Genomic DNA, 23406 nt, shown 5'->3' on the forward strand with positions numbered 1-23406 from the left:
AAGATCGAGATCGACAATTGCGGCGTGGCACGCTTCGCGGTGAGCGCCGAAACTAAAGGGAAATCTTCCAGCTGTCAGCTTCGAGCCAAGAGCGCGAGTCCATTACTTGGAATTCCATGCCGTTTTGCAAATTGGTCACGATCCGTTCGATAATAGCTGGCAGGGCCAAGCCATAACGAACCGCAGGCGGCAATTCCCGCGCCGTGAATTCTCCCATGCCCGAATAGGTTTTCCGAAGCTTGCGAAGGTGGGCGTTAATCGCGCCATGTTGCGTCGCGGAGACAAAGATGCATACCGCGCTCTCAGCCGACATGGGTGGATGAAGGCGGATTTTTTCCATCCCGGTGACATTCCCGAATTTGGGGTCGATCCGCTGTTCAATGAAGGAACGAACGAGGAGCGCGACGTCGGTTTTATCCCAGACGGCGCGAAGGACGCCGCGAAAATATCCGTGGCTAAACATTAGCCGAAGTCCCTGAGCGATCATTTTCTCCTTTTCGCGGTGAGAATGAAGCTCATCGCGTACGGCGACAATTTTGCGCCGGTCAGCAAGACTCTGGTTCGCCTTTGCGTTGCGCGTCGCGATATCGAGCAGGAGCGCTTCGCTCTCCTGTTGGCGAAAAACGAAACGACCATCGGGAAAGTCGATAAGATCATAGATGAGCTCATCGACCGATACCGCAAGCTCTTCGTCTGAAAACAGGAGCTTCCCATTGGCGGCACGCCAACTCGCCAGCAGCGGCGCTTGCTTGCCTTGCGAATGCGCGCCGAAATGCTTTTGGGCGACGAGACTATGCCGCGTTGCGCGCCGCACCAGCTCGCTCCACCCGATGACCGCAACCGAGAACAAGCCCTGCTTCTTATGCTCTTGAGTGAGAGCCTGCGCCCGCGCAATTATCGGCGCATCGTCGACAGCAGTGGTGACGAGATAAAATTGCTCTAGTTTTGGGCGAAAGGCCTTCGCCTGCTCCACTTCCTTCTCGAGATCCCGCACGGTGAGCTTCGCCACCGGCCAGATCGATTTCTTTTTGCATTGAACGCCAATGGGCCAAACCGCGCCATGGCGGCCGATAATATCGATGCCATGTTGGGCTTGGCCGGCGCGACCGTTGCGCACAAGCGCTGCGTCGCGCCACTCTTCCTGAAAAACGTCGGCACAAAGCTCTTCGAAATGATCCCAGTTGCGTGGAGGCGGTTGCTCGAAATGCATATCGTAACTCACGTTGAACCTTCCCGCGCAAATCGCCAGACTGATATCGCCGGCTACAAGGCTGACGCTATACGCCTGATCCGAATTGACAGGCGACTATTCCATCGGAAGCGACGAAATTGATACGGAGCTACCACGTAGTTTGGCGACTTCGCCGCAATTCGCAGTCTGATCAGCGAAGTTTCTTCGCGATACCGCAGCCAAACCGATGCCGGTTGGCCCGCTGGGCTCCGATTGCGATACCTCCCCGCACGCATTTGACTTATCTTCCTTGCTCCTGTTTGGAGAGGGGATGTCACTGGAACGCCTTCGCAGCATCGTCGCGTTAGCCGTGCCCACGCTCTTTGCCCAAATTCACGGCGGCCGGATTCATTGCGAAAGCGAGGCTACGCTTCAGCTTCATCTTGGCCGCATCATAGCTCTGGCGGCGGAACTGAAGGCCGTCGGCCCCTTTGAGACATTCGGTATAGAATTGGAAAAGCCCCTCACCGAAGATCGCGGAGGGCGCGGACGGCTGGATATCTGGTTTCGGCTGACGACGGGCGACGGCGCGAACTGGAGGTGCGCGCTCGAACTCAAGCTTTTCAAGAAAGCGAACCAGCGAGAACCGAACAATCGCTATGACGTCTTCAAGGACATCGCGCGCCTTGAGCGGTGCGGAGATGTCGCCGATCTTGGCTTCATGCTCGTTGCGACCGATCACCGTCACTATATTGAGCAATCCGAATACTCGCGTGACACCCGTGATTTCGATTTCCGCGATGGCAAGACATATTCTGCTGGATCGCCGCTGGAATATCGGACCTCGAAGCCGCATGGTGCACCAATCACCCTGGCCAGTAACTACACGTTCCAATGGACGCCGGACGAATCGAATTTGCGGTATTTACTTCTGGAGGTCATCCCGATCGGCCCAGCTTCGACAACTCCTGGCGCGATGCAGGCGGTCTAATCCATGAAAGTCTCTACCGACATGCAAGGCTGGAGCATGCATGCAGCACAAAACTTCCTGTCAAACGATACCGGACCGTTGGCCCCCCGATCGACGTCAATTGCCGAGCAGTAGGTGGCCGAGGGCCGACCGGCAGCTTTCGGGCGGTTCGCCGTAAGGAGCTGACCTTCGTTCAGGTTTCTGCGAAGGCGCTAAAGACCTATTTGCGGCCATTTAGAGCACTATGTCCCCCTCCAAGCTTCTCATTTCGTTCATGGAACGCAGGACGAACCTGAGGTTCGATAGATCTGATATCACTGCTGGGCGAGCAGAGGTGCCATCGTTATAGAACAGGCCGGATCAAGGTAACTAGATGGAGGCGAGTAGTGGGTCGAAGCTGGCAGGATCGAGTCGATGCAGCCCGTCAGAATTTGATAGACCAGCGTGATCGCTTGGACCTGTGGGAACGCGAGCTCGCGAAGCTCGCGACCAAGGTAACGACCGAGGACGAACAGGAGAAGGTGATTACTGGCCTCAACGAGGCGACGCTCCGCATCAGGGAGCAGATCGACGTTTTAGAAAGTCTCGGCGTCTGACGGCTTGGATTGGTCAGCAGCAGACGAGGGCTGGCTTGACTCAGTAGGAGACATTCATGGCCGGTGTCCTTTTCTCAAAACCGGACGTCCATTCATACTATGCCGTGCAACTGGACGTGGGCAGGCAGCGGAATGACGGCTCTTGGACTCTGGGACATGATGGCGGATGTCACAGGAACCTTTTGCAATCGCGCAAAAGCGGTCGCCAATGCCACCACTATGCGGGCATCGTCGCTGGCTCCGGCGCGACCTCGATCACTTGGCCCGTCGTCATCATCACGATAAGCCCGCGCTCCGCGCCAGCCACGGCCAGATAGGCGCGGACCTGAGCGCGGTAGTGCTCGATCGTAGCCTGTTCGGGCGCGACGTCGCTCTTCCAGTCGACGATCACCACGGGACGACCATCGTCGTCCGTCGTCAAGGCGTCTGCCACGCCTGCTGTCGCGACCAGGCCCGCGTCCTCCTCTCGCAACGCGTATACGGGAAACTCCGGGAGCAGGTCGGCGCGCAGGACGGCGATCTCGGCGATGGCCAGGGTGCGCGTCACACATTCGCCCAGCTCGTCGGGCGAGAGACCGACCGCAGCGTCGCAGGCAGGGGTTCTGCCGAACGAGCGCACCAGAACCGCCGCACGAGCCGAAAGCCGCTCCGGCGCCACGCCTAGCTCCCCAGTCAGCACCTCCTCCATGAGCTTGTGGAGGATCAACCCGCGCTCCCGCCCGCCCTGGATCGGCGCAGGCGCGTCCAGAACAGGGGGCGGCGCCTCCCGGTCGCCGGGCCAGACCGCGGCCTCCTCGACGCGCATCACGAGGCCGCCCGCATCCTCGTCTCTGCTGGGAGCGAGCCACGTAAGGTGCGTCTGCAGGTCGACGATGCCCGCTGCCTCCTGCGCGAACGTCTCGCGCGTCTGCCCGTTCGTCACCGCCGTGGCCGGCTCGACCGCGCCTGCCGCGAGCTTCGCGGCATCGAAGGCCGGAAGATCGGAAGGGAGCAGGTCCACCAGACCGATCCACGCGCCCTTCTGCGGCACTACGTCGAGACGCGGCAGGAGCAGGAGCTCGCGCGCGCGCGTCGCCGCGACATACCAGAGCCGGATGCGCTCGCGGTCGAGCTCGTCCTTCTCCGCTTGCCTTGCGTCCTCGTAGCCCTTGGGCGCGACGCCGAACACCGGACAGTAGAAGGTGCCGGTCTCGCGATCCATGATCGCGGTGTCGGCGGGCACGACGCCCGTCATGGTGTTGACGGGGATCACGACCGGCCACTCCAGCCCCTTAGCGGCGTGCATGGTGACGAGCACGACGGCCTCCTCCTGCGCGTCCGGCCGACCCTCCACGGCCTTCTCCTCGTCCTCCCACGCGGCGGTCATCGCCTCGGAGAAGGCACGCAGGCCACGCACCGCGTATCCGGCCGAGAGGCTCAAATAGAGATCGACGTTGGCGAGCGCGCGCTCGGCCTGCCGCCCGTGCCGGGCGAGCAGGATCGGACGAACCCGCATCACGTCCACCGCCTGAGACAGCAGGTCGTGCGGCGTGGTCGAGTTGACCCGTTTACGTAGCGACTGGAGCCGGGCGACCACTTCGCGTGCGAGCGGGTGGCTCACGGTGGTCACGTCAACGCCTAGTCCGAGCCGCGGGATGCGACCGGGCTCGTCGTCCGACCGGGGAAGGTCACGGACGATGTCGAGAAGTTGCTCCTCAGTCAGGCCCACAAGCGGACCACGCAGCAGCGCCCCCAGCGCAAGAGTGTCGCGCTGGTCGGCCAGCACGCGCGTCAGCGCGATAAGGTCCTGCACCTCCTGGCGGCGGAACAGGCCCTTCCCGGCCTGGGTCGCGACAGGGACGCCGTGTCGCTCCAGCGCTTCCTCGTAGCGCCACAGGTCGCGGCTGGTCGGAGCGAGCAGCGCGATGTCGCCGGGCCGACAAGGCCGCGGAACCCCGGCCTTGCGGTCCTGCACCATGTGGCTGCCAATCAGCCGCGCGCATAGCTCGCCAACTGCCTCGGCCTCGGCGTCGCGCTGCTGCTCGACGCTCGCCCCACCGCCCTCGTCCGCGGCAGCGACATCGACGGCCGCGACGCAGACGCCGCCTTCCGGGTCCTCGTGGAACACGTCGAGCGCGGTGAAGCCCGGCTGGCCATGGGCCGACAGCGCAGCCTCGAAGCGCTCGTTCACGAACGTCAGGATCGAGCCGCAGGATCGGAAATTGGTGGAGATGGACACGACGCCCTCGCCGTCGTGCGCGGAGAACGCGTCGCGTGCACGGACGTAGGCACTGACGTCGGCGCCGCGAAAACGGTAGATCGCCTGCTTGGGATCACCGACTAGGAACAGCGCGCCGGGACGGATGCGATACCCAATCCAATCGGCGGGATCATCGCCGGGGTCGCCGCACAGGCGCCAGAGGATCTCGGACTGGAGCGGATCGGTGTCCTGGAACTCGTCGACCAGCACCTTCTCGTAGCGTTGACCCAGTGCTTGGCGAACGGCCTCGTGGTCCCGCAGCATGTCGCGGGCCGCATTTATCAGATCGTCGAAGTCGAGCTGCGCGGTAGCGCGCTTATGCGCCGCGTAGCGCTCGAGAATGGGCCGCGCGTCGGCGATCAACGCCGCCAGGACATGGCCGGCCACCGCCTGGACGAGATCCGTCCACGCAGCACAGCCCGCCAGGTAGAGTTCCTTGGCATCGTCGTGGAGCTGGTTGCCTTCGGCAGTCGAGCGGCCCACGGCCTTCGCCGCCGCGCCCCACTTCCCCTTCTTCGCATAGGACAGGAACGACCCGGCCTTGGTGCAGAGATCAGGATGCGGTCGGCAGACGAGAAGGCCGACCAGCCCAGCTGGCGTCGCCAGCTCCGCCGCCGACGGAAGCGCGGCGGCCATCCCTGACATAAGCCGTGCGATCGCAACCGTCTCCGGTTCGGCCACATCGGTGTTAGCCAGGAAGGCGGAGAGGTCGACAGAAGCTTGGCGAAATGCCTCCATGGGACCGGAGAGCGGTTCTGTCGTCGGCGCCACCAGATCGCGGCGTCCGCGCAGCTTCCTGGCGATTGTGTGCATTAGCGCGACGGTGGCACCGTCGGCGTGCAACACCATCTCCGCGAGTACGCCGCCCTGGCCATGGGACAGCCGCTCGCGGAGATGGGCTTCGACGATCTCGAGGAACACGAGGTCCGCTTGGCCGCTGTCCATGACGGAGGCACCCGGGTCGATGTCGGCCTCCACGGGGTAGGGCTTGATGAGCCGCTGGCAGAAGCCATGGATCGTCGAGCAGGTGATCTCGTCGATTGCCGCGCTTGCGGTGACCAGGTTGTCGCGCTGAGCCTGAGACAGTCCGTCGGGGAGGCCCACCCGCAGCTCGGCCGCGACGTCGCCCGCCGCAAGGGCCTCGACGAACTCGCGCACACGGGTGACCAGTTCGCTGGCCGCGAGCTCCGTGAAGGTAACGGCGGCAATCGAACTGGGCGGGACGCCCTGCGCCAGCATCACCGCGACGCGCCCCGCCATGACCGCGGTCTTGCCGGAGCCCGCGCCAGCCTCGACGAGAATCGACCGGTCGTGGCAGCTGATCGCGTCGTGGCGCGCGCTGTCGTCGTTGAGGATCATCACTTCCGGCATCATTTGGCCTCCCAGACCAGAGTGGCCTCGCCAAGCCGCTCGGCTACCGCGACCGACTTACGCTTGCAGTAGGTTGCGCCGGCATTGGCCGGTAGGGCGAAGGCGAGTTCGTCGTAAGCGCCACCGGTATCGGGTCCCGGCAACGCCGCCCCGCTGGCCAACGAGGCGCGGGCGGCGCTCAGGTAGCCGGTCACCTCGTCCAGCACGGCTGCCGGATCGTCGAGCTGGAGGTCCAGCGGTTCACGCGGGTAGAGGAGCGACGCGACGATATCGACGTGCTCGCCCAACAGCTCCCTGACGGCGAAGGCGTAGAGGCAGCGCTGCAGCTCGCTGCCCTTGTTGAGCCGGATTGCCTCGCGAGGAGCCTTTCCGGTCTTGTAGTCGCGGACAAGCGCGCGGGCGCCGTCGCCCGACACGTCGAGACGGTCGATGTAGCCGGAGATCGAGAAGCCCGTGCAGGGTATGGTGACCTGCGCCTCCGGATCCCAGGGAAGCTCCGCGTCCGACTTGCGCTCGGAACCGCCGAATGGCACCTCCGAATAGGATCGGCCGCCCGGCAGCAGCTCCTCGCCGTACGACAGCGCGCGGACGGAAAGCTCCCGTGCCTCGGAGAGCGTGCGGCTCCAGATCACGTGCGGAGGCACGGGACGCTCGCCCTCCCACTCCGCCGCGACCTCGGCGGCTGCCTCTGCCACAGCGGCCTCGATTGCGGGACCATCGGCTGCAGCCAGGCCGCCCGACAGCTCAAGGCCGCGGAGCGCCCGATCGAGCACGGCGTGGATCAGGTTGCCGTTCTGAAGCGGGTCCAGCATCAGCGGCTCGGCGCTGCCCTGAGGCGCCTTCCAGCCGAGTCCATACTTCCACACGAAGTTCATCGGGCTGCGCAGCATGGCCTTGAGCGAACTCGCCGACTGCAGGCGGCCGAGCGCCTCGAGGATGACCGGATGATCCGGCCGCACAATGCCGTCATGTGGCGTGACCGCTTCCACGCTCCAGTCGCGCCAGCAGGCGCGGGCGCTGGCGGCTTGGTCGTCCACGGCGAAGTCCGAGGGGCGGGCCATCAGCCGGTCCGTCTCACTGAATGCGTGCGCGGGCACTGCGTTGCGACGCAGAAACGTTTCTTCTCCGAGCCCGGAGAGTAGCGGGCTTCGCCCGAGAAGGCGCCCGTCGCTGTCGCGTCGGGCATAGGAGAGGACGACCTCGGCGGACGTGGTCGAAAGGATCGTCGTGAAGTCGCGGCGGTCGGCGACAGTGACCGGTAGCGGATCGAGCTCGGCAGTCGGGATCACGTGATCGGGAATGAGGCGGTCCTCGGCGATGCTGCGCGGCCAGCGCGAAGAGTTGAGCCCGATCAGGCGCACGTGCGACCGGGGCGAAGCCGCCAAGGCGCTCGCGGGCATCCACGCCACGGACACGCACGCCTCGAGGCCGTCGTCCTGCTTGAGCGTCTCGAGCGTGATGTCGATGGACGGGGCGGGACCCGCGAGGAGCGCCTTGCGCCAGATCGCCAGCGCGCGTCCCGGCAGGAAGGCCTCGCCGATGCCAGCCGCCTCTCCAGTCCCCTGGTGCAGCAACGTAACAGCGTCGCGCAGTTCCTGCGTGTGGTCCACGCAATCGGGCCAGTCCGAGGCGGAGAGGCGGGCGAGGAGACGTTTCCAGGCCCCGGTCGTCGAGAGCGGCGCGTCGGTGGGCAAAACGCCCAGCCAGCTTTCGGGCAGGGAGGCGAGCGGACCAGACTCGCCACATAGCGAGGCCAGACGACGGATGCGAGTCTGCGAAACGCCGCGAACCAATATGTCGGCGAGCGCGGCGGCCGCCTGCCCATCACGGGTGGTCACCGTCCGGACACCATGGACGAAGTGCAGGTCGATGTTGGCATCGCCGCGAAGCGTCATGAAGTGGTCGTCATAGCCAGCGGGAGACGTGGTGGCGATGGCGATGTCCGCGGGCGGGACGCCGGAGGCGAGCAGGCCGCGCGCCCAGCGCATCGCTTCGACCGCCTCGTGATAGGCAGTGGCCGCACTCACGACCGACGTCCCCGGCGACGCGGCAGACGCGCGAGCGACGGTGACGGCGTCGTCAATCCAGTCAGGCACCGAGCGGGGACCGGCCGACCAGCGCACGGGCACGTGCCGGGCCAGCAGCGCGAGCAGCGGGCGCCAGCAGGGCGACAGCTCTGTGAGGCCATCGATCTCGACCGGCCCAAGCACCGCCGGCGCGTGCGCGACGCGGGCCGTCGCCGCCGCGACGATGTCAGCCGGCCGCATCATCCCGTCAGGTAGCGCCGCGAGCACGGCGGCCTCAAGCCGTGCGATGGCATCGAGGCGCGGATGCTCCGCCGCGCGCGCGCCGAGCTCGATGCCGACGCGCCAGGCCTTGTGCAACGTGTCCGCCGCCGCCCCGACCATTCCCGGGAGCAGCTTGATGCTCTCCAGCTCGCCCATTTCGGTCAAGGGCAACACCGCCTGGATCGCCACGCGCAGGCTCTCTTCGTCGATGACCCGGACGAAGCCCCCCGCAAGCCGGCCCGCCGCCTGCTCGAAGGACATGATCTGGACGCCGTGGCGGCCGTCACGCGCCGCTTCCAGGCGCGCCCCCCGCATCGCGAGCCGACCGTGGACGACAAGAGTGGAACGGCTAACCATCGTCGTCCTCGCTTCCATGCTGCTCGGCGCGCGCCGGGGTGCCTGCCAAGCTGCGCCGCCTCGAACGTTCGTAGATCACGGCAACACGTCCACGTCGAGCCAGCGTGCATATGCCCTGACGTCGATCATCGGCACGGTGGCCTTCTCCTGAAGCCGCGCGATCAGCTCGAGCAGGAATGCGGTCGCCGCCTTGCCCATCGGCGTCAGCGTGCCGCATCCCTCCTCACCACAGGAGAATATGCCGTGGGCGGCGACGCAGCCGAGGTCGAGCCGGTCCTGAGCGTCGGCGACGGCCAAAGCGCTCACGAGCGGGTCGCCCAGACCCGGCCTCCAGTCGCTCTCCAGAGTGACCAGACCGCCGATAATCCGCTGAAGGGGCTTCGGTGGGTAGAGGCCTCCCGCGTGCGGGATCGGGAGGCTCGTCCTGCGCAGCGCCCGGACGCTCGCCACCTTCTCGCGCGCATAGGCTACCTGCTCAGCGTTGATCGTCTGCTTGGCCTCGAACACCGCATAGACGCTTTCCGCTGGAATCACCGTCTGCCCCTGGAACTTGAATATGAAGGGTGAATACTGCCGATCGAACACCACGATGTCGATCTGCTGGCTGAACTTCCCTTCACTGTCGACGACGTGCGCCGATGCCGCCTGATAGCGTTCAGGGAGGTATGTCTGCAGCAACTCCAGCCAGACGGCCTCGCTCGCGTCGCCCTTTGTGCCCGGATGGCCGAACGCCTTCCTCGCCCGAGCCAGCTGCTGCTGGATGTCGTCGTGAAGCTCCGAAAGGAGCGTCTGGATGGACCAGTTGCTCATTTCGCATCTCCCGTCGCCTCGTCCCGAAAAGCCGGCGTGGCCGTCATAGCCTTCGCGATCTCAAGCGCCCTCGGGCCCTTGACCGCGCGATCCGGATAGGCGTCGAGCGCGATCGCCGGCAGCAGGCGCTGAGCTAGGTCCGAGAAGGTGAAGCCGGGTGCGCCCCGCGTCGGCCCCGTCGCGTCGACGAGCGCCTGAACGTGGCTGCGGCTCACGCCGAGCGGGCCGAGCCTCAGCGACAGGATGTGCGTCCGCTGCTCGTCATTCGGGCGCGTGAACGCCATAATGTCCGCAGCGCGTCGTCGCACGGCGGGATCGAGCGCGTTCAACCGGTTCGTACACATGATCACCGCGGCCGGCAGCCGCAGATTGGCCAACCGATCGATGCCGCGGATGAAGGCGTTGACCCCTGCGCGGTCCTCGTGGTGCATCTGCGCCGCCTCGCGAGACTGGGCCAGCGCGTCGGCCTCGTCGATCAGCAGGATGATCCCGCCCTTGGCCTTGCCCGAGCACTTCAGGCGAGTGGCGGCCTGCACGCTATGCTCGAACGCTGCGGTGAGCAACTGGGTCATCTCGCCGACGCGTCCCTGACCACGCGTGGCGAGGCTCAAGGGGAACAGGGTGAGTTCGATGCCCTCCTGCCGGGCGACCGCGTCCCCGATCGTCTCCGCGAGCTCGGTCTTACCCGACCCAACATCGCCGGCTAAGATGACGAGCGGCGGCCGACGAAGCACCACGTCGAGCAGAGGACGCGCCTCCGCCGCGTGGAAGCGCTCTGCCCATCGCTCCAGTCCGTGTGGATTTACCAGCAGGCCGAGAATCTTGGCGAGGCGGGACTTCTGGTCGTCGAGACCGACGAGCCGCGCGAGCCGCTCCTGCGGATCAAAGTCGGGATAGGTCTGGCGCCGCTCGAACAGTTCGTCGAGCCCGGGCATCGTCTGCATCAGTAGCTCCTCACGCTGGACCGGTCGAGCGCGCGGCCCCCGGCGGAATAGGTCCGGTCGGAGTCGAGATAGCCATCGACCGCAGGCTCCGAACCACTCGTGCGGAAGATCGGAAGACCTCCCTTGAACGCGTCGCGCTCTGCCTGCGACAACCTGAAGAACGCGTCGCTGTAGGTCATAAAGCTGGTGAAGCTGGCGCCCGACACGTTCCTGCCGGGCCTGATCCTTCCCGGATCGTCGTCGTTGGCCGAGCCGCCCGCCAGGTCGCGCGCCGCATACTTCAGCGTTGGCTCGACCCACAGACCGTTGCGCTTGAAGCCGTAGGTCACCTCGGCGAGATAGCTGGCTTTCATCATCGCGACGGCCTCGCCCTCATACTCGGCGATCTCGCGGTCGGAGGGCCAACCATAGAGGCGCTGAATGCGTTTCAGGTCGGTGGCGATCTTCGCGGCAATGTGCCGCGCATGCGTCGCCGTGAATGTGATGCTCTCGGATATGGTGTAGCTCGACATCGCAGTCCTCAGATCTGGAAGGTGGAGCCGAAGACCTTCTGCCAGTAGCCGACGGTCAACTGCTTGTTGGGGGCCGCCAAGGCGGCGTCAATCGCGTCTCCGGCGTCGAGCGCGGCATCGACGATCTCGTCCATGTTGGCGGTGGTGTAGAGCCGCGACACATTGTTTACGGCGTTGACCGGGTCGATAATCCGCATCGGTTCGGTGAACGCACAGATGGCCGAGAGCGGATAGTAGTCGGGAAACGCGATGCGATCCTCTAGGCCGCTCGTCGCGACATAGGTGAAGAAGTGCTGGAGGGCCTCCGGGTAGTCTGACAGGTCGAGGCCGTCGTCGCAGAGCTTTGCCAGTATCAGCTCGATCATGAAGGACTTGAAGCGGAAACCGTCCCGCTCCTGCTTCTGCCGATGCGCCCAGAACTTCACCAGGCGGACGACCTGGGCGAAGTGTTTCACCTGCGCCTTCTTGCGCTTTGCCGCGAACTCGAGATGGAGCGGGATGCTGGTCTCGAGGAATGACCCGTCGTCCTGGCTGACCAAGTTGCCATACCATTGCGGGTCGCCGTCATAGAGGATCGGCACGACGTCCACGTCCAGACCGGTGCCGCGGAACGAGACCGTCACCGAGTACGTCTGCGGCTGCACCTGGTCGGGTGCGAAGTTGGGAAAGGCCTTCCGCAGCCGCTCGGCCAAATACGTCAGCAGCTCCGTCACCGAATGGGGAGCGTCAGCGCCGCTGATGTAGCATGCGACGTCGATGTCGTTCAGGGTGCGGAGCGCCGTGCCCTTCGCCAAGCTACCCGACAGCATCATCTTGCGCAGGGTGAAGTCAGGATGCTGGCCGACATAGCCCTCCAGCTTCTCGCGAAGCCGCCGCGCCTGCGCGCGATACTCCTGCGCCTTTTCCTGCGGCAGGTTCACACGCTCCTCGGCGAAGGAAAGGATGTCGCGGTGCCCGACGTGCTCACGGCTCACAGACTCGTCTCCTCGCCGCCCGACATCCCTTGACGCGGGCTGATAATTGGGCGAATCATCAGCTGACCCGCTAGGAACTATATGGGTATAGATTTAATACCCGTCAAGGAACGATACCCATGGCAAACGAAGAAAAGCGTCCGTGGACGCAGAACCGTCGGTTCGAGTTCATTGAGTGGAAGCTGTTCTGGGAGGGCGGTCTCAACAGAAGCGACCTCGAGACCACCTTCGAGATCTCGACGCCGCAGGCTTCGGTGGATCTCCGCCGCTACCGCGAGACCGCCCCTCACAACATAGAGTACGACGGCGTCGGCCGGACGTTTCGGCCGACACCCGACATGAAGCCATCGTTCCTGAAGGTCTCCGCCGATCGGTTGCTGCTACAGTTGCGGGCGCTGTTCTCGGGCGCACTGCCCAGACGTGAGATCTGGTTCCGCGACCTTCCCGGCACCGACATCGCCCCTGACATAGTACGGCACGTGGACCCGAACTGCCTTCGGCGCATCCTTGACGCGATCCGCACCCGGCAGTGCGTCGAGGTCAGATACCAGTCACTGACCAACTCGCGGACGAGAATCATTGCGCCGCACGCGCTCGCCTACGACGGCTACCGCTGGCACGTCCGTGCTTGGGCATGCGACCGCGACGACTTCCGCGACTTCGTCCTGACCCGCATCGATGAAATTAAGTCCGGCCCGCCGGCCGACTTCGACCCGGCGGACGATCTTGAGTGGGAGAACTTCGCGAGGCTTGAGCTTCGTCCGCATCCCGGGCTGACTAAGGACCAGAGCTTGGCGATCGAGCGTGATTACGCAATGAACGACGGCAAACGCGAGATCGATGTACGGCTGTCGATGGCTTACTACTTTATTACGCGGATGAATCTGGATCTGTCCGACCTTCCACCTGCTCGTGCGCAGATTTGCCTGAGCAATATCGATGAGGTGCGTAGGGCGATTGAGGAAGCCAAGGCCGGGTCGAAGGTACGGATCCAGAAACGGAAGAGCCGCGCGTCAGATCAATTGGAACCATGACCGTAGGTCTCGGTCAAACGCAAACACCAGAACGCTCTTCAGGCATGATAGCGCCATCGGTCCGCATCGCATGGCGAACGACGACGTCCAGCATCGCAGGCGGAGCGCCTAAATGTCTTAGATCGGGGGGCGTAGCTGTCAGTGGGAGCCTCCTGAACAAGCGTCCGCTTACGCCGACTGATCGCCCGAAAGCGGGCGGGCCGTTATCCACCCAGTCGTGTCTGTCGACGCTACCTAACCGAACGTCAGCTATCGGGATCGGCGATAAGCGCGTTGAACGGCGGGGAAGCGGGCGCAAAGCCGACGTACAAAAAAGGCGGCCTAAAAGGCCGCCAAAGTTGAATGGAGGAGCCCTCCATTTGGGTCGCGTCGCTCCCACTAAAGGATTGGATCACAATAGCCACTGGATTCAGGATACCGTAGCGGAATGTCGGGCAGTGATGCCACGAGGCAACACATTGTTTCCTCAGTAATTATGTCTACGAGAAAAGCGGAGGCTATTTGGTAATCAACCTGGACGACAATTGGCTTCCAGGGCCGCAATACGCTCGGAGCAGACCGCATGCACCGCGCGGCCGAGCTCCTCGACACGTACCGCGAGCCACAGGAGATCATCCTCGCTAATCCGAAAATGCTTCGAATAGCGCGCCTTCACATAGGCTTCCTTCAGCTTCTCGAAACGAGATCGGTCCGTCTTCAGTTCACGCGGCCATGCATCCACCAGCCGCATATCCAATCGCTCGGCTTGAGTGCGCAAAAAGCCCAGATTGTGGACGTGGGGCGTGTAGAAGGTGCAGACCAAAAGGACGCAATGATAGAGCCGCTCAGTGGCTTGATGCGTATCAAACGCCGCGTCCTTGAAGTGACCCTGTTCGCGGTAATACTGCGCTCCCCCAAAGCGTTTCATTGCCGCAGGAAACCACTCGTCGAAATATTCCTTCGCCATCGCCAACGCCTGCTCGGGCGTCTTCGGCTTCGGCTTGTGCAATTCCTTGTCGTCATATTCGTAGAGCGCGACCCCGTCGCGCGCGACGTCCATGAAGAAATAGCGCCCGTGCGCAAGCCCGTCGTTCACCTCCTGCAGCGTGTGAACGATGAAGTTGACCGGCGTGTGGAGCGTCTTGTCGATTGCAAGCTCGCGAGTCAGCCGGTCGTCGAGCTTCGACCAGAAGTCGATCTTGTCGGTCAGGCGCTTGTCGTTGACGATGATCAGCAAATCGAAGTCCGAACGATAGCCTTTAGCGGTGTGCGGCTCATCCACCCAGCCACCGCGCGCATAGCTGCCGTAGAGGATGATCTTGTCGATCCGGCCCTTCTTCTTCCAGCTCATCGTCCCGAGCGCCAGGGCATCCTCGAATTCTTCGAAGATGATCGCCTTCACACGCTCGAGTTCGCGCTGCTTGTTCGCCGGGAGATGATCGAGATCGGTTTTCATTGATTTTCATCCTGTAATCCTGCTCGCCGGATGGCAAGCGCCGTCAGATCCAAATCGGCACCTCAGCCGCCTTCCTTGATGCGAAAATCCCAGACCGGAATGCCGAACGCCCGCGCCTTGTCGACGAGATTGTCCTGGATGCCGGTGCCCGAGAAAACGACCAGACCGGCCGGCATCGCATCGATCATCCGCTCGTTGCGCTTGAACGGAGCCGCCTTCTTGTAGCGATTCCAGTCGGGGCGGAACGCAACCTGCGGCACGCCGCGCGCATCGGCCCAGCAGGCGGCGGCGCGCTCGGCGCCGGTCGGCGTCGCACCATGCATCAGCACCATGTCGGCATGACGGGCATGCACCTTGTCGAGCGCTGACCAGATGTGGCGATGATCGTTGCAGGTCGGTCCGCCGCTGAAGGCGATGCGGGTTCCCTCGGGGATCAGGGCCTTGGCCTTTTCGCGGAGACGCTTGTCCATGAAGTCGCGGCTGTCGATCATCGCCGCGGTCATCATCTTGTGACGGACGCGCGACCCGGTCCGCGGGGTCCAGGCCTTGCGGGCGTGGATCCGGAACTGCTCGGCGGCACATTCGCGAAAAAATTCCATCGTGTCGCGCCGCTCGATCATCGTGATGCCCTCGGCGATCGTACGTTCGAGTTCGACCGAGCGGATTTCGCTGCCATCCTGCTCGCGCTGGAGTTCGCGCTGCGCCTGTTCGTTGCGATCGAGCTCGCGCTCGACGCGCTCGCCGGCGCGGTGGAAGATATTGACGACGCCCCAGAGCAGATCTTCAAGATCGGGCTCGATGCGGGTATCGACGAGGCAGCCCGCCAAGGCGTCGAAGATGTCGGCGACGGCGCCTCCGGCAAGCCGGTCGCATGGGAGCGGCCGTGCGTCGGGTTCATCCTCAAAGGGCCGATGGCCGTAAAGCTGCATTTCCTGGAGCAGGTAGGCGCTGGCGCCGGGCTCATACGGTTCGCCGCGTTCGGGAAGGTCGGACAGGTCGATCATGTCATTTCTCTTGTCTGGGGCCGCGCCTCTCGCGGCCTTCGCGGCGACGCCCCGGCGGCGGCGGGTGCGGGTTCGCACCGCGCGGGGACCCCGCGCGGCCGAAGCGCCAGCGAAGGATGGCGGGTTCGCGGCTATTTTGTTTCGCGATGCAAAGGGGCGCCAGCCCCGGCGGAAAATAGCCGCGAGCAGAGCCATTGCGCGGCCCGCGCACGCTGCCGCAGTCGCACTCCAGCGAAGGCCGAGGCGCGGCCTCCCGAGAACAGGCTGATCGGGCTTCCCCTTCCCGGACCGGCTTGATCCGATCCCCTGCGGAGAGGTGACACTCCGCTGTCCGAAACAGCTATGGGTTTTCGGGCAACTTGAGGATGGTGCGCGCGATTGCGACGTCGCAATTCGCGGCCGCCATGCTGGAGGCGTTGCGCCGTTCGCGCCAGGCGCGATCATGTTGCGTCCAGCATCCGCTCGGCATCGCCGATGTGCATCTGCGGGGCGATGAAAGCGGCAAGCTGCGAACGGCTCATCTGCATAAGATCGCTGTTCAGATCGTCCAGCGCCGGATCGAGCGGCAGGATATCGATCCCCAGCGGTGCGGTTCGCTCGGCAAGGGCGGCGAATGCGGCGCGTCCGGCTTCATCCGGTTCGCGGGCAACATAGAGGCGGCGAAGCGGCGCAGGAAATTCGAGCGCCGCAAGATGGGCCGCCGACAGACCTGCGACGAGAGGAAGTGCCGGGGCGATTTCGCGCAGCGAGAGCATGGTTTCGATGCCCTCACCGAATGCCATGACCTCGCTCGAGAGCCCGAAACGCACGCCGTGACCCAGTAAATGTCCCATCGCGCGCCGCGGATAAGCCACGGGCGCCTTGGTTGATCGGTGCGGATCGAGCCAGGTGCGATGGACGCCCATGAGCGAGCCGCCGAGGTCGGTCACCGCGGCGATCATCGCCGGATATGCCGACTTGACCGAGGGGGCATCCTCCTCGGACCGGCGATAGTAGCAATGCGGGTGGCATCGCAGCGCGGGCAAATCGCCGCCGCGCCGAAGCGCACGGCTCGCGAGATAGTTGCGCACCGGTGTCCCAGCGATGGGCTTCGAAGCCGCCCAAAGCCGCGCTGCCGCCTCTGCGCTGCCAGCGGGCGCCCCGCGCGCCCGGCGCGGACGCGGACCCTGCGTGCCGGCGTCGGATGGAGGCAAGCTCAGAAATCGCCGCGCCTCGGCGAGCGTTTCAGCGAGGTTCGCATACGCGCAGCTGGCGGCGATGATGTCGAGCAGGTCGCCACGATCGCCAGTCGCGGCATCGGTCCATTTGCCCGCCGTGCGGCGGCCATCGCCGTCGACGAGACGCACATAAAGACTTCGCCCCGGCGCATTGCCCTTATCGCCGACCATCCAATAATGGCCTTCGCGGCGACCGTTCGAGAGGTAGTGGCGGCACACCGCCTCGGCATTTTCACCGAGACGACGCGCAAGTTCACGGACCGGACTTTCCATGGCGGGGCTCCTTCAGGCGGCCTTGCGATCCGCGATCCGCTGGATCGGAAATCGATCCACCAGCCGCGCGAACACGTCGGCGCCAGCAGCCCCTGCCGGCACGTAGAGCTTCAGTTGCCACGAGACGATTTCGGAAATCAAGCCAAATGCCTTCAGCCGGTCAACACCAAGATCGTTGAAGCCGGAAAGCTCGATCCGCCAGTCGTTCATGGCGCGAACGCGGCGCAGCATCTGGCCGTCCGCAAGGTGAAAGACAGCCTCGCCCTTCTGCAGAAGTTGCCACGCTTCGTCTTTTGGGAGGTCGCACGGCGTGTCGCGGATCACCGATGCCACCCAGCCCGGCGAGACCTTGCGCCCGATGATGCGTTCGCCCTCGTCGGTCTGGAGCCGGTAGACGCGCGACGATTCCTTTGGCAGCAGCCGCCAGATGGGCAGCAGCAAGCCCGACACCATGTGCAGGGTCGACGTCTCGTAATCGGGAATGTCCGCCAGTTCGGCCTTCCAGACATCGGCGAACTGATCGCGGTCGGCAGGCTGCCAATGGCTCATGACGAAATCGGCGAGCAGCATGTGGCTGGCGTCGAGGGGCCGATGGAGCCGCACGCGCCGGTGGATTGCGCCGTCGTCATCGATCACGCTGCGCGCGCCAAGCTTCACCGCGGCTCGCTGCGAGCGCTGGTTCACAAGCAGTTCGCCGCCGCGTGTCCGGACGAGCGCCAGTGCATCGTCAAGATCGAGCGGCAGCACCCGCTGCTTGCGCTCGATCGTCAGAAGCTGCGTCGCCGCCCCGGTGCCGGGATGGGTGTAGATCGTCTGCCGTGCGTTCACCGCGAAGCTCTCAGCGCGCAGGGTTTCGAGGCCGATCTCATAGGTTCCCGCAGCGACCGCCGCCTCGATGCGGTGCACGAGCAGACCCTCGAAGGCCTCGAACAGGATGTTCTGGAGGTCGATCGTGAGGGCCAGCATGCGATTGAGAAAGGTGGTGATCGGGGGCAGTTCCTCGCGCAGGCAGCCATCGATATCGAGCAACGACAATCCTGTCGCGCTTTCGAACGTCAGCAGCGAGCAGCCTTCGACCTTGGCGTTCACGATCAGCACATAGAGTTGGCGCAGTGCGTCGCGGGCATAGAAGGATTCCAGATTGTCCTCGGGCCGGAACATATTCTGCCCGCCCGTCTGACGCTGGCCGCGCGTGATCGCTCCCATCGAATCGAGCCGCCGCGCGATCGTCGATATGAAGCGCTTCTGCGCCTTGACGTCGGTCGACACCGGACGAAACATCGGTGGCTGCTTCTGGTTCGTTCGATTTGTCCGCCCGAAGCCCTGGATCGCGGCATCCGCTTTCCATCCTGCCTCGAGCAGATAGTGAATGCGCCGCCGCTGGTTCTTCGCGCCGAGATCGGCATGATAGGATCGTCCCGTTCCGCCGGCTTCCGAGAAGATGAGGATGCGCTTCTCGTCGTCCATGAAGGCGTGGGTCTCGCCGATGTTCGCGCTGCCGGGGCGGTTCTCGACCGCGAAACGCACCTCCCCACCTTCGCCCGTCCGCGGGACGATGCGGCGCGACCGCCCCGTGACCTCGGCGACCGTCTCGGTCCCGAAATGCTGGACGATCTGGTCGAGCGCGCCGGGCACGGGGGGCAGCGCGGCGAGCTTCTCGATCATCGCATCGCGCCGCCGGCAGGCCTCGCGGCTGACGATGATGTTGCCGCCCTCGTCATAGGCGGGCCGCGAAGCAAGATTGCCCTCGCCGTCGGTGCAGGGCTCGAACAATTGGACCGGAAAGCCGTGCGCGAGATAGTCGAGCACATATTCGCGCGGCGTGATGTCGACCGACACATCGCTCCAATCCTCCGCCGGTATTTCGGCGAGCCGGCGCTCCTGCAGCGCCTCACCGGTCGAGACGATCTGGACCACCGCCGCATGGCCCGCCTCGATATCGCGCGCGATGCTCGCAATAGCACTCGGGGTCTGCATCGCGGTGATGAGATGGTTGAAGAAGCGCTGCTTGGTGCTCTCGAACGCCGACCGCGCGGCGGACTTCGCCTGCGCATTGAGCGTGCCATGCTCGGCGCTCGTCACCCCCGCCGCCTCCATCGCCGCGGCGAGATTGTTGTGGATGACCTGGAAGGCCGCGGCGTAGCTATCGTAGATCCGGCGCTGCTCGTCGGTCAGCTTATGTTCGAGCAGTTCATATTCGACCCCGTCGAACGATAGCGACCGTGACGCGTAGAGGCCGAGCGCCTTGAGGTCGCGCGCGAGCACCTCCATCGCCGCGACACCGCCCTGCTCGATCGCGGCGACGAACTCGCCGCGCGAAGCGAACGGAAAGTCGTTCCCGCCCCACAGGCCGAGCCGCTGCGCATAAGCGAGGTTCTGCACCGTCGTCGCCCCCGTCGCCGACACATAAACGACACGCGCGTCGGGCAACGCATGCTGGAGCCGAAGCCCCGCCCGACCCTGTTGCGACGGTTTCTGGTCGCCGCGCCCGCCCTTGCCGCCTGCCGCATTGGCCATCGCATGCGCCTCATCGAAGACGATCACCCCATCGAAATCGCGGCCGAGCCATGCGGCGATCTGCTCGATCCGGCTCGCCTTGCCTTCGCGGCCCTGCGAGCGAAGCGTCGCATAGGTGGTGAAGAGGATGCCTTCGGCAAGCCGGACCGGGGTGCCCTGCCGGAAGCGCGACAGCGGCGTGACGAGCAGGCGCTCCTGCCCCAGCGCCGCCCAGTCGCGCTGCGCATCCTCAAGCAGCTTGTCCGACTTCGAGATCCAAAGCGCCCGGCGGCGGCCCTTCAACCAGTTGTCGAGAATGATCCCCGCGACCTGGCGGCCCTTGCCCGCGCCGGTCCCGTCGCCGAGGAACCAGCCGCGCCGGAACTGGACCGCCACCTCATTGTCTTCGCTCGCGGCGCTCACCACGTCCCACGTCTCGTCGACGGTCCACGCGCCGGACAGATGGTCGGCATGGGCCTCGCCAGCATAGATGACCGACTCAAGCTGGGCATCGGACAGGAGACCGTCGGCAGCGAGATTTTCGGGAAGATGCGGGCGATAAGAAGGCTGCGGCGGCGCGACCGACGCCATCGCCGCCGACTGAACCAGCGCGGTCGGATGGGGTGACGCCCCCGCAATGCGCAAGGACTGAAGCCCATAGGGCTCGTAGATCGCCTCGCCGAGCTGGCCGATGGGCGGCGACCACGCGATCGTCTCATAGACCAGCTCGCCCGCAGCGACGCACGCGGACTTTTCTGGTCGCACGGATCCCTTGGCAAGAGGACTGAGAGCAGTCGATGCGCCGCGGATGAACGGAGTTGCCGCTGCTGGCGCAGGCGGCGGCGGGGCCGGTCGCGGCGGCACATGGCTAGTCACCCAAACTAGCAGCGTCGCCAGGTCGGGTGCTTCCCCATGGCTCGCTGGCAGCAGGGATGGATCGGCTGCAGGCACCTTGTCGATAACAAGCAGGCGCGTCGAGGTCGTGGTGCCATGCTTGGCATAGACTTTTCCAGCAATCGCGGCCGAAAACAGGATCTTCGCCTGCTCCTGTAATCGGACAAAACCGGCGCGGAAAGCCGCGGCCTCGGGCGCGCAATTCGCCCCGACGATCGCGACCAGCCGACCGCCGTCGCGGAGCCGCGCGAGCGCGGAGGCGATATGGCGAAGTGCAGTGCCGCGCATCGGGCGGTCGACGTGCGCCGTGGCGGAGAAAGGCGGGTTCATGAGGACGACGTCGGGGACGAAAGCAGCGTCGAGACGGTCGTCGATCGACGCGCCATCATGACGTGTGATTGGCACGGCGGGAAACAGTAGCTCGAGAAGCTCGGCGCGACCGCCGGCCAACTCGTTGAGCGCGAGGCTCGCCCCGGCAAGTTCGGCGTGGATCGCAAGCATCCCTGTCCCGGCCGACGGTTCGAGCACGCGGTCGTCAGCATGGATCGAGGCCGCGTGCGCCGCCACAAAGGCGAGCGGCAAAGGCGTCGAGAATTGCTGAAGGGACTGGCCTTCCTCTGAGCGGCGCGTCTGGGTGGGAATGCGGGCGGCGAGCCGCTCCCACATCGCAAGCACGCGTTGCGGCGAGCGGTTTTGCGCCGCAAGCGCGCCGCCGTAGCGGCGAAGCAACAGGACCTGCGACGCCTCGCACGCGTCATAAGCCGCCTTCCAGTCCCAAGCACCGGCAGCATCGGTCGCGCCGAAGGCGCGTGCCATCGCCTCGCGAAGCTGGGCCGTGGAAAAGGGTTGGCCCGTCTCGAGCAGAGGCTGAAGCGCCTGGGCGGCATCGAGCAGGCGCCGGGAAGCGGGCGCGACCGAGCTGGAAGGAGCGGTCGCCGCGGCGCCGCGCGCCGCAACGGGGAAGGTCATTCGCATGGCTGAAATCCTTGGGAGAGCGGGGCTGGAATGAACCGCCCGCTGCTCTCTCCAGGATCCGGGGGTTCCCCCTTCCCGGCCCCGCCTCTCCCTCTCAACCGAAGCGAACCCCATCCTCGGTGAAGCCATATTCGTTGAGACGGATCATCTCGTCGATGGCCTCGTCCGACGTCAGATGCTCATATTCGTTCTGGAGCCGCCCGTAGAGCCAGCGCGCCAGGTCGCGCAGCGCCTCCTTCACATCGTCCTCGGCGTCAGCCGTCATATCCTGGACGACCGGGCTGTCGCGCTCGACCGCAATGTCCATGCTATATTCGTGATAATAGCGACCGCGATGGCCAATGCGCGCGCGGAGCTGATAGAAGTTGCGGCGCTGAATCGAGCCAAGGGCATCGGCGATGCGATGAAGTTCGACATCCTTGGGCGCGTAACGGCGGATCGCCGCCGATGCGCCCTTGGCGTAACTGTAATCGCCTTCGAAACAGGCCCCGTCGCCCTGGCTCCAGAAACCGGAAAACCAGATGCAGGGCTTCCGGCGCGTCCCGCCGCCGAAGAGGCGCACCGAGGTCGTATCGAGACGGACCCCCAATATGTCGCAGACGCGCTCAAAATCCTCATAGACAAATTCGAACCAGTCATGGTCGAAACCGCCTTCGCGATACCAGGCGCGCGCCTTCTCCTTTGCGGCCTCCGGCAGTTTATCAATGCCATAGACGGTCGTTTCGATTATCGAGGGCATGAAATCCTCCTCTCAGCCCAAGGGGCCAGAAATGGGGAAAGCCCGGCGAGGGCCGGGCTTTCGCAGTCGGTGAACGATGGTCTGGACAGGCGTCAGCCAGGGGCGTCGCCCGACAGGCGGGCGATGGCCTCTTCGAGCCATCCCGCCGTCGAGACCGATTCGATTTCGTCCGCCGTGATCAGCGTCGCGGCGCCGCCGAAACCGTCGGGCCGCATTTTCGAGCAGGTCCATGCGGCCTCGACCTCGACATGGTCGAGCGCCGAACGGCGGATGATGTCCTGAAAAATGCCCTCGAAGCCGATCACCGACATATCGAGTTCGAGCTCGGCATCGTCGGCATCGCATTTGGCAATCTCCTGCCGGACGAGATCGGCAAGGCCGCTTGCGACACCGTCATCTTCGGTGAGCAGCGCCTTCACCTCCGCGAGGTCCAGGAACAGCAGATCGTTCGGACCATGGCCGGCGCAGAAATAGACATCGTCGCCGACATCCTCATGATCGAATATCTGGCCGAGAACCTTATATTCGAGCGCGGTCATCGCAGTGCGCGGGATATCCGGACGGATAACGGTCTGGGAAAAATAATCAGCCATGGCTCGCCTCCCGCGGTGCGGCCGCGCTTTCCGCCGCCGCCGGTACCGGCGGCGGATCGCCCTCGACAACCAGCGGCGGCACTGCGAATTCCGCGGTGTCGAAATAGGCCATCGCAGCCTCGATCGAGCCGAGCTCGACGAGCAGACGGCGATCGAGCAGGACCCGGTCGCTTTCATCGATCATATAGCTGTCGACCGTACCCGAGCCGCGGTAGACGAGCCGCTCGGGCGACCATTCGCCGGGATAGCTGCCCGACCAACGGACAAAGGGCAGACTTTTCTCGACGCAGAAGGCCTCGAGATTGTCGATCTTGCCCCAGGCGCAACTCTCGTCGAACAGCGCGAGCGGCTGGCCCACGACGCGGCTTTCGGCGTCGAAGGGCTCGCCGCCCCATTCGGGCGACAGGCCCTCAAAGGCGATGATATGGAGCAGCTCTGCGAAAACTGGAGCAGAGATTTCGCCGCCGATCTCGATCGATGCGGGAACGCGATCAGCCATGACAGCCTCCATCGT

17 protein-coding genes are annotated in these 23406 nt (G+C 64.7%); 3 read left to right on the top strand and 14 right to left on the bottom strand.

Annotated elements, in window-relative coordinates:
• Positions 1–52: 52 nt before the first annotated feature.
• Complete coding sequence (locus GGR90_RS03725; protein WP_167919434.1) at positions 53–1222, bottom strand: restriction endonuclease; 1170 nt, start codon at positions 1220–1222, stop codon at positions 53–55.
• A gap of 280 nt (positions 1223–1502) precedes the next feature.
• Here GGR90_RS03725 and GGR90_RS03730 point away from each other — a divergent pair, with 280 nt between their 5' ends.
• A complete protein-coding gene (locus GGR90_RS03730; protein WP_167919436.1) occupies positions 1503–2162 on the top strand; it encodes a hypothetical protein in 660 nt (219 codons plus the stop codon).
• Positions 2163–2527: 365 nt separating this feature from the next.
• Positions 2528–2737, top strand: a complete 210-nt coding sequence (locus GGR90_RS03735; protein ID WP_167919438.1) for a hypothetical protein — start codon at positions 2528–2530, stop codon at positions 2735–2737.
• Positions 2738–2954: 217 nt separating this feature from the next.
• Here the strand turns inward: GGR90_RS03735 and GGR90_RS03740 are convergent, their stop codons facing one another.
• The 6 genes from GGR90_RS03740 to GGR90_RS03765 all read right to left on the bottom strand — a co-directional run bounded on the left by GGR90_RS03740 (position 2955) and on the right by GGR90_RS03765 (position 12232).
• Positions 2955–6350, bottom strand: coding sequence for a UvrD-helicase domain-containing protein (locus tag GGR90_RS03740; RefSeq protein ID WP_209023551.1), 3396 nt, complete (start codon positions 6348–6350; stop codon positions 2955–2957).
• Complete coding sequence (locus GGR90_RS03745; protein ID WP_245198382.1) at positions 6347–8992, bottom strand: PD-(D/E)XK nuclease family protein; 2646 nt, start codon at positions 8990–8992, stop codon at positions 6347–6349. Before GGR90_RS03745 ends, GGR90_RS03740 begins: the two co-directional genes overlap by 4 nt.
• A 75-nt stretch (positions 8993–9067) precedes the next feature.
• On the bottom strand, positions 9068–9802 hold the full coding sequence (locus GGR90_RS03750) for a DUF6602 domain-containing protein (RefSeq protein ID WP_167919441.1): 735 nt from the start codon (positions 9800–9802) through the stop codon (positions 9068–9070).
• Positions 9799–10746 (bottom strand): AAA family ATPase, encoded by a 948-nt coding sequence (locus GGR90_RS03755; RefSeq protein ID WP_167919451.1) that lies wholly within the window; start codon positions 10744–10746, stop codon positions 9799–9801. The genes GGR90_RS03750 and GGR90_RS03755 overlap by 4 nt, the downstream gene beginning before the upstream one ends.
• Positions 10746–11258 carry an HORMA-1 domain-containing protein gene (locus tag GGR90_RS03760; RefSeq protein WP_167919453.1) on the bottom strand — a complete coding sequence of 171 codons (513 nt, stop codon included), beginning with the start codon at positions 11256–11258 and terminating at the stop codon, positions 10746–10748. The genes GGR90_RS03755 and GGR90_RS03760 overlap by 1 nt, the downstream gene beginning before the upstream one ends.
• Positions 11259–11266: 8 nt before the next feature.
• Entirely contained in the window at positions 11267–12232 is a 966-nt protein-coding gene (locus GGR90_RS03765) for a CBASS oligonucleotide cyclase (RefSeq protein WP_167919455.1), read from the bottom strand.
• Positions 12233–12351: 119 nt separating this feature from the next.
• On the opposite strand from GGR90_RS03765, the gene GGR90_RS03770 reads away from it, so the two are divergent.
• Positions 12352–13266 (top strand): helix-turn-helix transcriptional regulator, encoded by a 915-nt coding sequence (locus GGR90_RS03770; RefSeq protein WP_167919457.1) that lies wholly within the window; start codon positions 12352–12354, stop codon positions 13264–13266.
• Positions 13267–13774: 508 nt separating this feature from the next.
• On the opposite strand, the gene GGR90_RS03775 is transcribed toward GGR90_RS03770, so the two are convergent.
• From GGR90_RS03775 to GGR90_RS03805, 7 genes are all read right to left on the bottom strand, one after another.
• Entirely contained in the window at positions 13775–14701 is a 927-nt protein-coding gene (locus GGR90_RS03775) for a nucleotidyltransferase and HEPN domain-containing protein (RefSeq protein ID WP_167919459.1), read from the bottom strand.
• Positions 14702–14763: 62 nt separating this feature from the next.
• Positions 14764–15705 (bottom strand): DUF2493 domain-containing protein, encoded by a 942-nt coding sequence (locus GGR90_RS03780; protein WP_167919461.1) that lies wholly within the window; start codon positions 15703–15705, stop codon positions 14764–14766.
• A gap of 440 nt (positions 15706–16145) precedes the next feature.
• Positions 16146–17195, bottom strand: coding sequence for a DUF7146 domain-containing protein (locus GGR90_RS03785; RefSeq protein ID WP_167919463.1), 1050 nt, complete (start codon positions 17193–17195; stop codon positions 16146–16148).
• A 12-nt stretch (positions 17196–17207) separates the two neighbouring features.
• The gene (locus GGR90_RS03790; RefSeq protein ID WP_381448599.1) at positions 17208–21560 is read right to left on the bottom strand and encodes a strawberry notch-like NTP hydrolase domain-containing protein; all 4353 of its coding nucleotides are present in this window, start codon (positions 21558–21560) and stop codon (positions 17208–17210) included.
• Positions 21561–21654: 94 nt separating this feature from the next.
• A complete protein-coding gene (locus tag GGR90_RS03795) occupies positions 21655–22299 on the bottom strand; it encodes an antitoxin of toxin-antitoxin stability system (protein ID WP_167919465.1) in 645 nt (214 codons plus the stop codon).
• Positions 22300–22391: 92 nt separating this feature from the next.
• Positions 22392–22892 carry a hypothetical protein gene (locus GGR90_RS03800; RefSeq protein WP_167919467.1) on the bottom strand — a complete coding sequence of 167 codons (501 nt, stop codon included), beginning with the start codon at positions 22890–22892 and terminating at the stop codon, positions 22392–22394.
• Entirely contained in the window at positions 22885–23391 is a 507-nt protein-coding gene (locus GGR90_RS03805; RefSeq protein ID WP_197411478.1) for a hypothetical protein, read from the bottom strand. Before GGR90_RS03805 ends, GGR90_RS03800 begins: the two co-directional genes overlap by 8 nt.
• Positions 23392–23406 lie beyond the last annotated feature (15 nt).

Source organism: Sphingopyxis italica, assembly GCF_011926545.1.
Taxonomy (GTDB): Bacteria; Pseudomonadota; Alphaproteobacteria; order Sphingomonadales; family Sphingomonadaceae; genus Sphingopyxis; species Sphingopyxis italica.

Coding starts and splice junctions, on each gene's coding strand:
- GGR90_RS03730 (WP_167919436.1), top strand. CDS start 1,503: ATGTCACTGGAACGCCTTCGCAGCATCGTCGCGTTAGCCGTGCCCACG.
- GGR90_RS03740 (WP_209023551.1), bottom strand. CDS start 6,350: ATGATGCCGGAAGTGATGATCCTCAACGACGACAGCGCGCGCCACGAC.
- GGR90_RS03745 (WP_245198382.1), bottom strand. CDS start 8,992: ATGGTTAGCCGTTCCACTCTTGTCGTCCACGGTCGGCTCGCGATGCGG.
- GGR90_RS03750 (WP_167919441.1), bottom strand. CDS start 9,802: ATGAGCAACTGGTCCATCCAGACGCTCCTTTCGGAGCTTCACGACGAC.
- GGR90_RS03755 (WP_167919451.1), bottom strand. CDS start 10,746: ATGCAGACGATGCCCGGGCTCGACGAACTGTTCGAGCGGCGCCAGACC.
- GGR90_RS03760 (WP_167919453.1), bottom strand. CDS start 11,258: ATGTCGAGCTACACCATATCCGAGAGCATCACATTCACGGCGACGCAT.
- GGR90_RS03770 (WP_167919457.1), top strand. CDS start 12,352: ATGGCAAACGAAGAAAAGCGTCCGTGGACGCAGAACCGTCGGTTCGAG.
- GGR90_RS03775 (WP_167919459.1), bottom strand. CDS start 14,701: ATGAAAACCGATCTCGATCATCTCCCGGCGAACAAGCAGCGCGAACTC.
- GGR90_RS03780 (WP_167919461.1), bottom strand. CDS start 15,705: ATGATCGACCTGTCCGACCTTCCCGAACGCGGCGAACCGTATGAGCCC.
- GGR90_RS03785 (WP_167919463.1), bottom strand. CDS start 17,195: ATGGAAAGTCCGGTCCGTGAACTTGCGCGTCGTCTCGGTGAAAATGCC.
- GGR90_RS03790 (WP_381448599.1), bottom strand. CDS start 21,560: ATGCGAATGACCTTCCCCGTTGCGGCGCGCGGCGCCGCGGCGACCGCT.
- GGR90_RS03795 (WP_167919465.1), bottom strand. CDS start 22,299: ATGCCCTCGATAATCGAAACGACCGTCTATGGCATTGATAAACTGCCG.
- GGR90_RS03800 (WP_167919467.1), bottom strand. CDS start 22,892: ATGGCTGATTATTTTTCCCAGACCGTTATCCGTCCGGATATCCCGCGC.
- GGR90_RS03805 (WP_197411478.1), bottom strand. CDS start 23,391: ATGGCTGATCGCGTTCCCGCATCGATCGAGATCGGCGGCGAAATCTCT.